Annotated in this window: 11 protein-coding genes and 6 tRNA genes; 4 read left to right on the top strand and 13 right to left on the bottom strand. The window is 53.4% G+C overall.

Annotation, left to right across the window (positions count from 1 at the left end; all coding sequences use genetic code 11):
• Positions 1–25 precede the first annotated feature (25 nt).
• The 4 genes from tgt (at position 26) to B5G03_RS09530 (ending at position 2,918) form a co-directional block, all read left to right on the top strand.
• Positions 26–1,159 carry a tRNA guanosine(34) transglycosylase Tgt gene (tgt, locus tag B5G03_RS09545; protein ID WP_087181475.1) on the top strand — a complete coding sequence of 378 codons (1,134 nt, stop codon included), beginning with the start codon at positions 26–28 and terminating at the stop codon, positions 1,157–1,159.
• 89 nt (positions 1,160–1,248) lie between these two features.
• A complete protein-coding gene (gene yajC / locus B5G03_RS09540; protein WP_206406354.1) occupies positions 1,249–1,578 on the top strand; it encodes a preprotein translocase subunit YajC in 330 nt (109 codons plus the stop codon).
• A 54-nt stretch (positions 1,579–1,632) separates the two neighbouring features.
• Entirely contained in the window at positions 1,633–2,058 is a 426-nt protein-coding gene (locus B5G03_RS09535) for a TIGR04086 family membrane protein (protein WP_087181474.1), read from the top strand.
• 89 nt (positions 2,059–2,147) lie between these two features.
• On the top strand, positions 2,148–2,918 hold the full coding sequence (locus B5G03_RS09530; RefSeq protein WP_087181473.1) for a hypothetical protein: 771 nt from the start codon (positions 2,148–2,150) through the stop codon (positions 2,916–2,918).
• On the opposite strand, the gene B5G03_RS09525 is transcribed toward B5G03_RS09530, so the two are convergent.
• The 13 genes from B5G03_RS09525 to lon form a co-directional block, all read right to left on the bottom strand.
• On the bottom strand, positions 2,904–4,016 hold the full coding sequence (locus B5G03_RS09525; protein WP_087181472.1) for a tyrosine recombinase XerC: 1,113 nt from the start codon (positions 4,014–4,016) through the stop codon (positions 2,904–2,906). The genes B5G03_RS09530 and B5G03_RS09525 overlap by 15 nt on opposite strands.
• Before the next feature lie 366 nt (positions 4,017–4,382).
• A complete protein-coding gene (gene radA, locus B5G03_RS09520; protein WP_087181471.1) occupies positions 4,383–5,786 on the bottom strand; it encodes a DNA repair protein RadA in 1,404 nt (467 codons plus the stop codon).
• A 21-nt stretch (positions 5,787–5,807) separates the two neighbouring features.
• Positions 5,808–6,296 carry a deoxycytidylate deaminase gene (locus tag B5G03_RS09515; protein ID WP_087181470.1) on the bottom strand — a complete coding sequence of 163 codons (489 nt, stop codon included), beginning with the start codon at positions 6,294–6,296 and terminating at the stop codon, positions 5,808–5,810.
• Between the two features lie 131 nt (positions 6,297–6,427).
• Positions 6,428–6,502 (bottom strand) — tRNA-Cys (locus tag B5G03_RS09510).
• A gap of 8 nt (positions 6,503–6,510) precedes the next feature.
• A tRNA-Gly gene (locus tag B5G03_RS09505) sits at positions 6,511–6,586 on the bottom strand.
• A 7-nt stretch (positions 6,587–6,593) separates the two neighbouring features.
• Positions 6,594–6,669, bottom strand: a tRNA-Phe gene (locus B5G03_RS09500).
• Between the two features lie 6 nt (positions 6,670–6,675).
• Positions 6,676–6,752, bottom strand: a tRNA-Asp gene (locus B5G03_RS09495).
• A gap of 3 nt (positions 6,753–6,755) precedes the next feature.
• Positions 6,756–6,831, bottom strand: a tRNA-Val gene (locus B5G03_RS09490).
• Between the two features lie 4 nt (positions 6,832–6,835).
• Positions 6,836–6,911, bottom strand: a tRNA-Gly gene (locus tag B5G03_RS09485).
• A 178-nt stretch (positions 6,912–7,089) separates the two neighbouring features.
• Complete coding sequence (gene hslO / locus B5G03_RS09480) at positions 7,090–7,959, bottom strand: Hsp33 family molecular chaperone HslO (protein ID WP_087181469.1); 870 nt, start codon at positions 7,957–7,959, stop codon at positions 7,090–7,092.
• Positions 7,960–7,961: 2 nt separating this feature from the next.
• Entirely contained in the window at positions 7,962–8,723 is a 762-nt protein-coding gene (locus B5G03_RS09475; protein ID WP_087181468.1) for a class I SAM-dependent DNA methyltransferase, read from the bottom strand.
• Complete coding sequence (yihA, locus tag B5G03_RS09470; RefSeq protein ID WP_087181527.1) at positions 8,713–9,318, bottom strand: ribosome biogenesis GTP-binding protein YihA/YsxC; 606 nt, start codon at positions 9,316–9,318, stop codon at positions 8,713–8,715. Before yihA ends, B5G03_RS09475 begins: the two co-directional genes overlap by 11 nt.
• Before the next feature lie 18 nt (positions 9,319–9,336).
• Positions 9,337–11,775, bottom strand: coding sequence for an endopeptidase La (gene lon, locus B5G03_RS09465; protein ID WP_087181467.1), 2,439 nt, complete (start codon positions 11,773–11,775; stop codon positions 9,337–9,339).
• Positions 11,776–11,937: the final 162 nt, after the last annotated feature.

The following is an 11,937-nucleotide window of genomic DNA, read 5'->3' as shown; positions in this document are numbered from 1 at the left end:
ACTTATTCAGAAAGGAGCTCGGTTTATGCCCTATCGCTTGCTGAAAACCGAACACAACGCCCGGCGGGGCGAATTCGAAACCGTTCACGGCACTGTTCAGACCCCCGCGTTTATGAACGTTGCCACGGCGGCCGCCATCAAAGGCGGTCTGAGCGCGTTCGATTTGAAAGACATCCACTGCCAGGTCATGCTGTGCAACACCTATCATCTGCATCTGCGCCCCGGCGATAAGCTGGTAGCCGAAATGGGTGGCCTGCACAAGTTTACCCGCTGGGACGGCCCTATCCTCACCGACAGCGGCGGATTCCAGGTGTTCAGCCTTTCCAAGCTGCGCAAGATCACTGAGGAGGGCGTTACCTTCAACTCCCATCTGGACGGCCATAAGATCTTTATGGGTCCGGAAGAAAGCATGCAGATTCAGGCTAATCTGGGTTCCACCATCGCAATGGCCTTCGATGAATGCGTGGAAAACCCGGCGGAGTACAAATACTCCAAGGACAGCTGTGACCGGACCGTCCGTTGGCTCAAGCGCTGCAAGGCTGAAATGGAGCGTCTGAAGCGGGAAGGCCTGGCGGTCAACCCCAATCAGATGCTGTTCGGCATCAACCAGGGCTGCACCTACGAGGACCTGCGGGTTGAGCATATGAAGCAGATCGCCGAGCTGGATCTGGACGGCTACGCCATCGGCGGCCTGGCTGTGGGTGAACCGGCAGAGGATATGTACCGAATCATCTCCGCCGTAGAGCCTCACATGCCCAAGGACAAGATTCGTTATCTGATGGGTGTCGGCACTCCCGGCAACATCATTGAAGCGGTTTCCCGTGGTGTTGACCTGTTCGACTGCGTCATGCCCAGCCGCAACGCCCGCCACGGTCATCTGAACACCTGGAGCGGTATCATCAATATCAAGAATCTGAAGTATCAGAAGGACGAAGGCCCCATCGATCCGGAATGCGATTGCCCGGTTTGCCGCAATTTCAGCCGCGCTTATCTGCGCCACCTGTTCAAGGCCGACGAGATGCTGGGTATGCGCCTCGGCGTAATGCACAATCTGTATTTCTACAACCGGCTGATGGAGCGCATCCGGCAGGCTTTGGACGAAGGCAACTTCCAGGAATTCCATGATCGCTATGTAACTCTTCTGGATACCCGCATCTGACCAAATCTTCCTGTTCACAGGCTTGCATATCCGCCAGTAATCCGCTATAATAAATTTATTCGATTGAATTCGAGAGGAGTTTACAACACATGGCACTGAATCTTTTGAGCACTTCCACTGACGCAATTTCCTTCTATAGCCCGTTCATCATGATCCTGGTCATGGTGCTGTTCATGTGGCTGTTCATTTACCGGCCCCAGAAGAAGCAGCAGCAGAAAGAGACCGAGATGCGCAATTCTCTGGAGATCGGCGATGAGGTCACCACCATCGGCGGTATCGTTGGCCGCGTGGTCGCCATCAAGGAGGACACCTTCGTTCTGGAGACCGGCAGCGACCGCACCAAGATCCGTTTCCGCCGTGCTGCGATCCAGTCCATCGAAAAGCTGAACATGGAAGCCACTCAGACTTCTTCCAAGTAAGCACGCATATAAAAGCACCCTCTGCATAGAAATAGTGCAGGGGGTGTTTTTTGTATGCAAAAACGAACATCTGCTGAACATGCAGGCAAGCAATTACTGTTTTCCATTCTTTTTTCCGCAGGGGCAGGAGCAATTGTCTGCACTGCAGCACTCTGCCTCTTGGCAAAAATGATCGTTGCCGCGCAGCCATCTGCCTGGTGGGCCATTCCCATGTCCGCTATTGCGGTTATGGCAGGCTGCTTTGTGAGCGGATATATTCTGGCCCGGCGGATGGGGCAGAATGGCTTGTTTTGCGGCCTTTGCTGCGGGTTGTTTTTCTTTTTGATTTTTCTGTTTGCGGCAATGTTGAGCGGAAGCTATGAGTACACCGCTTTTGCCGCCATCAAATGCGTGTGCTACAGCCTCGCGGGCGCTTTAGGCGGGTATGTTGGCCTGCTTTCCAGTGAACGTGCAAAGCGAAGAGCTCACACACCGCGCTGATAAAAAGAACCAGGGTATTTGCCCTGGTTCTTTTTATTGAAGCAGCCGAATAGAATGGAACAAAAGAAACTTCAAAGAGGGACAAGTTTATGTGGACGTATCGAAACGAACCGTCATCCAATTCCGCAGCGCAAGACCCGCACTTCACCTTCAGCGCCAATCCATCCGCACATACTTCCGCGAAAACGCCCTTCGTGGAAGTACTCTCCCAGACAGCCGCTCATGCACCGGTAACGACAATCGGGAAATCCACATTTTCTCAGCGCACCATCCGGCCTAAAAAACAGTTTGGAGCATTCTCCCTGGGAGCCTTACTTTACCTGGCAGGTATCCTTCTGGGTGCGCTCTGGCAGCCTGGTACAGACAGCTGGCTGCGGGAATACGCCCAGCATTATGTGGACTTACAAATTACCCGGCATCTGGAGCGACAGCTTTCTCAAATCTTTTGCGCACAGTTCCTTGCACTGCTCACACAGCTTATGCTGGCCGCTTTGGCCGGGTTCTGTGCTTTTGGCGTTGTGCTACTGCCCACACTCATTTTGCTGAAAGGAATCGGTACTGGTTTTTTTACCGCCTGCCTGTACCTGGAATACGGCCTTGCAAGGGGAGCCGGTATAGAACTTCTGCTTTTCTTCTTCCCGCAGCTTTTGGGGTTGTTTCTGCTGCTCAGTCAAAGTGCTGCCGCATGGAGCCTTTCCCGCGAGCTTCTGGCTGTATGTGTGCGTAACCGGGGAACTCGCCCTACCACAGAAAGCAAACGCGTTTTAAGCAGATTGCTGCTTTGCTGCTGCACTGCATTGCTGCCCTGTATTCTTTCCTGTGTATGCTCCATTCTTTTTGCCGGGTTATTCCTGGGCTGATGGACCATGCTCCAGATCATCGAACAATTCCGGGACCTCCGGTACTTCCGGTTCATCCTCTGAATCTTCCTGTGAAACTGGCGTATCCTTTTTCTGTGTAAATTCCACACGGGAAAGGGGAGTCGAACTGGCAGCAGTACGCAGCTTTTCCGTGTTGATGTGCGTGTAGATCTCCGTGGTGGAAACGTGCTCATGGCCTAGAATCTCTTTTAGTTCCAGCATATCCACATTGCCGTGACGGTACATCAGTGTGGCCGCGGTATGCCGCAGCTTATGCGGCGAATAACCCTTGCCGGAAAGTCCAGCCAGCTTCAGGCATCGCTCTACGATCTGCTCCACACGCCGCGCCCCAATGCGTTTTCCCGTCCTACGGGATACGAAAAGGGCATCCTTGTCCTGCAAATTCATCAGCTTTGCCCGGGCAGCGCAATACCGTTCCAGCGCATGGATGCACGCCTGATTCAGATACACCAGACGCTCTTTGTTGCCTTTACCCACGATGCGAATGGTATCTTCCTGAAAATCGCTCATGTTGATGCCCACCAGCTCAACCAGACGCATACCGCAATTCAGAAAAAGGGTGATGATGCAGTAATCCCGCTCATAAAAGTCACTTTGTATATTTTTTAACAATTCCATGCTTTCTTCCAGAGACAGATACTTCGGCAGTGCACGTTTGGTCGTTGGCACCGATACATCCTTCGCCGGATCATTACTCAGACGGTTTGCTTTGACTGTAAGGAACCGGTACAGGCTTTTCACGGCACTAAGCTTGCGCGCGCGGGCTGCCGGTTCATTGAGCCGCTCGTTTTTCAGGAAATACAGGTATTCATAGATATCGCTGGTTGTAATAGAACCAATGAACGCTAAGTCCAAGCCGGATACATCGATCTCATCAAAATCCGTATCCGGGGCCAAACCACGATAACGCATCATAAAACGGAAAAAGGTACGAAGATCAATATAATAGCCATTGACCGTGCGCGGCGAGCGATTCAGAATCGCGCCAAGATAATTCAAAAAATCTCGAACATCCCGCGGAATATCGTCATACGGTGCATGACGATTCGGATGAAGCGGATTGATGTAAGTGCTCATAAGATAATCACATCCCAAAGTAAACTGACCATATTATTATAACAGAAACATTTGAATTTGTTTTTCATAAAATCAATGATTTTTGCAGCAAACTGGTTTGACAGACTGCATCGGCCGGCACGAGCGGACATCCGCTCAAAAGAGCGATATTGGAAGAAATCATGCTTTTCCGCTTCCCTCTATTTCGCTAAATTTGTATTTAGCGAAATACTATACGAAACAAAATAAAAGGCCCTGCCTTATGCCTTCTTTCTGTTTCACTCTGAGCTGCTCAGTTTTCCTCCTTCATACCCACTCCAACTAATTATTTCATTTCAGCGGCGCTGGTAGCACAATCCTGCATTCCAGCGCCGCTGGCTCTTTTTATTACTTGATTGCCTGGATCGCATCCCGGATATACGAAACGCCAATCAGCTCCATATCAGAAAATTCACTGAGCTCCAGCTGCTTCAAGCTGTGCTTCGGCACAATGGCTTTCGTGAACCCGATTCGCTGCGCTTCCCGCAGCCGGTTTTCCAAAAATGTCACGTTACGGATTTCGCCAGCCAAACCTACTTCGCCGATGGCAATGGTCTTGTCCCCGATGGGCTTATCCATCAGCGCCGAAGCCATTGCCAGGCAGACCGCAAGATCACAAGCTGTCTCGTTCAAATCCAAGCCACCCACAATATTGATGTAGACATCCAGATTCGCAAAGAAGTAACCTGCCCGTTTCTCCAGCACTGCAATCAGCAAATTGGTCCGGTTGAAGTCAAATCCGCTGGCAGCACGCCGCGGCGTACCAAAACCGCTTTTCGTCACAAGCGCCTGTACCTCGCTCAGAATGGGTCTGGTACCTTCCATGGTACAGGCAACGCAGTTTCCACTGATTCCAAGCGGACGGCCGTCCAGGAGCAGCTGAGAGGGGTTCTCGATCTCGGTCAGGCCGGTTCCCGTCATATCGAACATACCGATCTCGTTGGTGGAGCCATAGCGGTTCTTTACACCCCGCAGGATTCGATACGGTAGGGTCTTATCCCCTTCAAAATAAAGCACGGTATCCACGATATGCTCCATGACCTTGGGACCAGCAATCGCACCATCCTTGTTTACATGGCCTACGATAAAGGTCGGGATCTCACAGCTTTTTGCCACAGCCAGCAATCTGGCAGAACACTCCTTCACCTGAGAGACACTGCCCGCGGACGAAGAAACATCCGAGCAATGCATCGTCTGGATGGAATCGATCACCACCAGATCCGGACGCATTTGTTCGATCAGGCCACAGATCTCATCGATCTCCGTCTCTGCCACTAAGCTGATGTTTTCCTGTGCAACACGCAGCCGGTTTGCACGCAGTTTGATTTGGCGGGCGGATTCCTCGCCGGTCACGTACAAAACATGGTGGCTGCCGGAGATCGCTCCGCACAGCTGCAGAAGCAAGGTGGACTTACCTGCGCCAGGCTCACCGCCCAGCAGCACCACGCTGCCCAGAACGATACCGCCGCCCAGAACCCGATCCAGTTCGTGAATCCCGGTCACAATGCGGCTCTTTTCTTCATCGGTGCTGATATCTGCCAAACGATCCGCTTTCAGAGAGGTTTGTCCCTGTACACGGCCGGTTGCTGCGCTTGCGCTTCGCTTGGCTGCCGTGGCTTTGCTCTCGACCATGACCACGTCCTCGGTCATGGTGTTCCACTCACCGCAGGAGGGGCAGCGCCCCATCCACCGTGGACTGGTTTCTCCGCAGTTGGAGCACACATAAATGGACTTCAGTTTTCCATCCTTCATTCGCTGGTATTCCCTCTCTGTTTAGTATCCAAATACGCCTTCCAGGGATTCATCCTGATCGATCCAATCCTGCACCTCGATCATCCGGTATTCGTTCTTACTGTCGCGAATATAGACCCGCTCAATTCCCGCGTTGATGATCATTCGCTTGCACATGGAACAGCTGTTGGCGTTCTGTACATAGTCCTTGGTGGCCATATCGATGCCCACCAGATACAGCTGACTGCCCAGCATCTTATCGCGGGGCGCACTGATGATCGCGTTTGCCTCTGCATGCACGCTGCGGCAGATCTCATACCGCTCACCGCGGGGAATTTTCAGCTTTTGACGGATGCACACATTCAGATCGGTGCAGTTCTTTCTGCCACGAGGAGCACCCACATAGCCAGTGGAGATCACCTCATCGTTTTTCACGATCACCGCGCCGTAATTCCGGCGCAGGCAGGTTCCTCGCTGCAGAACGATCTCTGCAAGATCCAGATAGTAATTAATTTTATCGCGGCGCTCCATTGGCAACCCCTCCCCGATTTTTATTATTTAGTGGTATTATAGCATAGCTGACCACCAGTTAAAAGCACCGGCAGGTCAAACCAATTTGAAAGCAACAAAAAATCCCGGCTGCAACTGCAACCGGGATCTCCTGGAGGTGCTGACCAGATTTGAACTGGTGAATGAAGGTTTTGCAGACCTTTGCCTTACCACTTGGCCACAGCACCAAAAAAAATGGAGCGGCTTACGAGGCTCGAACTCGCTACCTCCACCTTGGCAAGGTGGCGCTCTACCAGATGAGCTAAAGCCGCTTATAAATGGTGCCTCCGATCGGAATCGAACCAATGACACGGGGATTTTCAGTCCCCTGCTCTACCAACTGAGCTACAGAGGCTTAAATTGGCGACCCGGATGGGGCTCGAACCCACGACCTCTAGCGTGACAGGCTAGCGTTCTAACCAACTGAACTACCGGGCCACATGGTGGAAGTTACAGGGCTCGAACCTGTGACCCTCTGCTTGTAAGGCAGATGCTCTCCCAGCTGAGCTAAACTTCCACGTTGGAGCGGCTTACGAGGCTCGAACTCGCTACCTCCACCTTGGCAAGGTGGCGCTCTACCAGATGAGCTAAAGCCGCTTAACGATGTGGTTTTTGTGCCGCTGTCTCTCAGCGACGTTGTTTATTTTACCGCATCTTCCTCCTTTTGTCAACAGGTTTTTGAAAAATTTTTTCGTATTTTATTTTGCCCCGCCGGGCCTCTTTCAATCGGCCGCGGCGGGGTATTCTGCAATGTAAAACAGCGCTTAAAGTGGTATTAGTCCAGACTTTTCAGAAGCTTGTTCACATCCACGTTGTATTTTTTGTCACAGAACTGGCAGTTCACTTCCACCACAGGCTCCTCCGCCGCCAGCTTTTCCAGCTCGGCACGACCCATACTGATCAGCGCACGCTCCACACGCTGCTCCGTGCAGTCGCAGCGGTATTCCACATCGTACTCATCCAGTACCTGCGGATCAAAGCCCTGCATGACCATTTCCATGATATCCTGCATGGTCTTCCCCTGCTGCAGCAGAGTGGTCACACTGGGAACATTGGCGATGTTCTTTTCCAGCATGGTGATCTCTTCCTCGGTAGCACCGGGCAGCAGCTGGAGCAGATAGCCGCCGGCGCAGGAGATGGTCAGATCAGGCGCCACCAGAACGCCCAGTGCACAAACTGTAGGAATCTGCTCGCTGGTTGCGTAATAGCTGGTGATATCCTCGGCAATCTCACCGGATACCAGCGGAATCTGGCCCACATAAGGCTCTTTCAGGCCCAGGTCACGCACAATGCTCAGGGTCCCGTCCCGGCCTACTGCACCGCCCACATTCAGCTTTCCGTCCGGACGCAGGGGGATTTCCACCACAGGATTCTCCACATAGCCTTTTACACAACCCATACCGTCTGCCACAGCCAAAACAGTACCCGCCGGGCCGCCGCCATTTACCCGCAGAGTAATGGAGTCCTTGCTGTTTTTCAGCATAATTCCCATAATGGATGCCGCAGTCAGCAAACGGCCCAGGGCCGCGCTGGTTACTGCGCTGGTTTTGTGAATCTGTTCCATGGTCCGAACCAGATTGGTGGAATCAACCCCGCAGAAGATCACGCCGCCATTTTCCGAAATGCCGCGAATCATATTTCCCATAATTATCGTTTCTCCATCTGTGTATATTCTTTGATTGCCGTAATGATATAGCGCTGGCTTTCCTCGGTAAGAGGGCCAAACGTTTCTCCGTCACACACCTTTTCCATCCGGAAGCCATAGCGCCGGAGCACCTCTTCCACATATTCCAGCGGATAGGTATATTCCTTAAAATGCTCCTCAAAGCGTTCGTCGGTGTCCAGATAATGAATGCCGATCTGGATATCCACCGTCTGCTCCGCTTCGTCGTAATGGTTCTTCCAGCGGCAGGTGGCGTCCGGTCCCTCCAGATCAAATACATTGTCCGCCAGCACTTCCTTGTGCTTGTAAGGCGTATTCAGATCAAACAGGAAGACGCCGTCCTTTTCCATGAAGAATGCAGCCTTTTCGATTGCCCTTTCAAAATTCTCCCGGGGACCGATGTGGTTGTAAGTGTCAAAGGTGGAAATGGCGGCACGAATGGTGCCGTACAGATCCAGATTCAGGATGTCCTGCCGCAGAAGAAGCAGCCGTTCTGAGATTTCCAGCTCGTCAGCCTTTTCCCGCAGAACAGCCAGCATCTCCTCGGACTGGTCCACACCGATCATATCGTAGCCCGCCTGGGTGAGCATCAGGGTCAGCTCACCGGTGCCGCATCCCAGATCGACCACGATTCCGTCCCGGATGCCGTTCTGTTCCAGCTGGCCTTTCACATACAGATACAGCGCATCATAGTCCGCCGCACCATTCAGTTCATCATAAAAGTAGGCAAACTCGTTATACGCCATCTGCCGCTTCCCCCTGCTGAAGGCATTGCTCGAACAGAGCCTGCAGCTCCGGGATACCTGTTCCCTTTTCACTGCTGGTCAGGATTACCGCACTGCAGCCATATCCCTCGCAAAGCTCTGCAAACCGATGCTTTGTGGGCTCGATCTCACTTTTTTTCAGTTTATCTGCCTTGGTAAGCGCCACCACAAAGGGGATCTGCCGGTATTGCAGATACTCCAGCATCTGCATATCGTCCGCCGAAGGCATATGGCGACTGTCCAGCAGCTGCACCAGCAGCATCCGGTTTCGGTCTGCATCAAAATAGCTGTTGATCAGTTCATCCCAGCGGTGGCGGTCCGCATTGGACACTTTGGCATATCCATATCCGGGTAGGTCTACAAAGTAGGCGTTGTCCACCGTATAAAAATTGATGGTGGCCGTTTTGCCCGGCGTGGCGCTTACCCGTGCCAGGTTTTTCCGGTTGCACAGCTTGTTGATCAAGCTGGATTTGCCCACATTGGACCGGCCGGAAAACACAAACTCCGGACGGTCGCTGTCCGGCAACTGGCTGGACAGACCATACGACGCCTGAAAATCCGCCTTGTTATAATTCAGCATACGCGTCTTCTCTCCTTACTGCTGTACCACATTTTCCAGAGGGCCGCTGTGCTCACCGGCCGCAATGGGAGCCACCTTCTTGGAGCGGCTCTTTTTCTCTGCAGCCTTGGGCCACACCAAAGCAGCCTTCAAAACCTGACCCAGATTGCTCATGGGCAGGAACTCCACTGCTTTCTTTACCTCGTCATCCACTTCGTACAGGTCACTTACATTGTCCTTGGGGATCAGAACCGTCTTGATTCCTTCCCGGTATGCGGCCATGCTCTTTTCCTTCAGACCACCGATGGGCAATACATTGCCATGCAGAGTAATTTCACCGGTCATGGCCACATCCGCCCGCACCGGCATGCCGGACAGGCAGGATACCAGCGCAGTGGTGAGGGTAACACCGGCGGAGGGGCCATCCTTGGGAACCGCACCCTCCGGCGCATGGATGTGAATATCCGCATTCTTGAGAACTGCCGGATCGATGTGATATTCCGAACCGTGGACCCGCACATAGCTCACCGCCAGCTTGGCGCTTTCCTTCATTACATCGCCCAGGGAGCCGGTCAGCTCGATTTTCCCGCTTCCGTCCGGAATCACCAGCACTTCAATGGGAAGGATCTCACCGCCCACACTGGTCCAGGCCAGACCATTGGCAATGCCCACCGCATTGGTCCGGTTGTAGAAGTCCGGCTTTACCCGGCGGGGTCCCAGCAGTTCTTCCAGATCAGCAGCACCAATGGAGATCTTTTCCGCATCACCGCTGGCGAGCTGGCGGGCACATTTGCGCAGGACCTCTGCGATCCGGCGCTCCAGCCGACGCACGCCTGCTTCGCGGGTATAGCCGTCGATCAGACCATACAGACCGCTGTTGGTGATGGTGACCATGCCCTCCATCCCGTTGCTTTTCAGCTGCTTGGGCAGCAGATGACGCTTGGCGATGTTGAACTTCTCCACTCGGGTATAGCTGGGCAGCTCGATCACGTCCATGCGGTCCAGAAGCGGCACCGGGATGGTGTCCAGATTATTGGCCGTGGTGATAAACAGCACCTGGCTCAGGTCAAAGGGAATATCCAGATAATGGTCCCGGAAGGTCTTGTTCTGCTCCGGGTCCAGAGCCTCCAGCAGCGCCGCGGCGGGATCGCCACGAAAATCGCTTGCCAGCTTGTCGATCTCATCCAGCAGCAAAAGAGGGTTCATACTCTTGGCCGTGTTGATGGCGCTGATGATCTTGCCGGGCATAGCCCCGATATAGGTTCTTCTGTGTCCGCGGATCTCTGCCTCATCCCGCACGCCGCCCAGGCTCATTCGAGCGTATTTGCGCCCGATGCAGGTGGCGATGGAACGGGCAATGGAAGTTTTACCCACACCCGGAGGGCCGACCAGACAGATGATCTGGCCTTTCAGCTCTGGATTCAGCTTGCGCACGGCCAGAATCTCCAAAATACGGTCTTTGACCTTCTTCAGTCCATAGTGCTCCTTGTTCAGGATATTTTCCGCCCGGCGGATATCCAGATCATCCACCGTATACTGGCCCCAGGGCAGACCCAGGCAGGTGTCCAGATAGGTACGAATCACCGCCGCTTCCTGGCTGTTTCCGGGCATGCGGCTCAGCCGGTCGATCTCCTTGCCCAGCTTCTCCACCGCTTCCTGCGGCAAATTCAATGCTTCCATCTGCTGGCGGTAACGGTCCGCTTCAAAGCGGGTGTCCTCCTCTTCGTCCAGCTCCTGGGCGATCACCCGCATCTGCTCCCGAAGGTAGTAATCCCGCTGGTTTTTATCCATCTGATCATTCACACGCTCGTGGATGTCCTGCTCGATGGCCAAAACCTGGTTCTCCCGCTTGAGCAGGTCCACCAGCTTCTGCAGACGGCCCATCAAGGTACCTTCGTCCAGGATGGCCTGTTTGTCCTGATACTTGAACAGCAGATTTGCCGGGATATACTCGCTCAGGAATACCGGATCGTTATTGGTAATGATATTGTAGACCACGTCCTTGGAAAGGCGGCTGTTCAGGCTGAGATATTCCTCAAACAGGCCCTTCAGGCTGCGGACCAGCGCCTCGGCCTCCACGCTTTTTTCCGCCTTCACACCGCGGACCGGTGCGGGCTTGATGGACGCCACCAGCATCTGGTCGTTGCTCTCCACCGCCAGCAGGCGGGCGCGGGTCTTGCCCTCCACCAGCACCTTGACCAGCTCATCGGACACCCGCAGGATCTGCTTGATTTCAGCTACTACGCCATGCCGGTACAGGTCATCCGTGGTAGGATCTTCCGTTTCCATATCGCGCTGGGCGATCAAAAAGATCGGGCTGCTGTTGGCCATGGCCCATTCGATGGCCGCGATGCTTTTGGCACGGCCCACTTCAAAATGTACAACGTTATTGGGAAACAGCACCAATCCGCGCAGCGCAATGGCGGGAAGGCGCTCCACATTGTGCTCCACTTTAATCTTCACACGCTCAGACATATCCAGGAACCTCCTGCTGTCTCCTAAAAAAGGAGACGGATCAATATAGTGTATTTGACTTTATATTATACACAAAAAGTAGAGTTAATTCAAGTGATGCCCTATGAACATCCGGGGTGAACGCACCAAAGGGGCCCTCTGACAAGCAGAGAGCCCCTTTTC

Origin of the sequence: Gemmiger sp. An50 (genome assembly GCF_002161595.1) — a bacterium.
In the GTDB taxonomy this organism is placed as follows: Bacteria; Bacillota; Clostridia; order Oscillospirales; family Ruminococcaceae; genus Allofournierella.
This window is presented reverse-complemented; position numbering and strand designations above follow the sequence as displayed.

What these genes read in the sequence shown, in the direction of transcription:
- radA (WP_087181471.1), bottom strand. Translation starts at nt 5,786, where the DNA reads ATGAAGGATGGAAAACTGAAGTCCATTTATGTGTGCTCCAACTGCGGA.
- B5G03_RS09525 (WP_087181472.1), bottom strand. Translation starts at nt 4,016, where the DNA reads ATGAGCACTTACATCAATCCGCTTCATCCGAATCGTCATGCACCGTAT.
- B5G03_RS09515 (WP_087181470.1), bottom strand. Translation starts at nt 6,296, where the DNA reads ATGGAGCGCCGCGATAAAATTAATTACTATCTGGATCTTGCAGAGATC.
- yajC (WP_206406354.1), top strand. Translation starts at nt 1,249, where the DNA reads ATGGCACTGAATCTTTTGAGCACTTCCACTGACGCAATTTCCTTCTAT.
- B5G03_RS09535 (WP_087181474.1), top strand. Translation starts at nt 1,633, where the DNA reads ATGCAAAAACGAACATCTGCTGAACATGCAGGCAAGCAATTACTGTTT.
- lon (WP_087181467.1), bottom strand. Translation starts at nt 11,775, where the DNA reads ATGTCTGAGCGTGTGAAGATTAAAGTGGAGCACAATGTGGAGCGCCTT.
- B5G03_RS09530 (WP_087181473.1), top strand. Translation starts at nt 2,148, where the DNA reads ATGTGGACGTATCGAAACGAACCGTCATCCAATTCCGCAGCGCAAGAC.
- B5G03_RS09475 (WP_087181468.1), bottom strand. Translation starts at nt 8,723, where the DNA reads ATGGCGTATAACGAGTTTGCCTACTTTTATGATGAACTGAATGGTGCG.
- hslO (WP_087181469.1), bottom strand. Translation starts at nt 7,959, where the DNA reads ATGGGAAATATGATTCGCGGCATTTCGGAAAATGGCGGCGTGATCTTC.
- tgt (WP_087181475.1), top strand. Translation starts at nt 26, where the DNA reads ATGCCCTATCGCTTGCTGAAAACCGAACACAACGCCCGGCGGGGCGAA.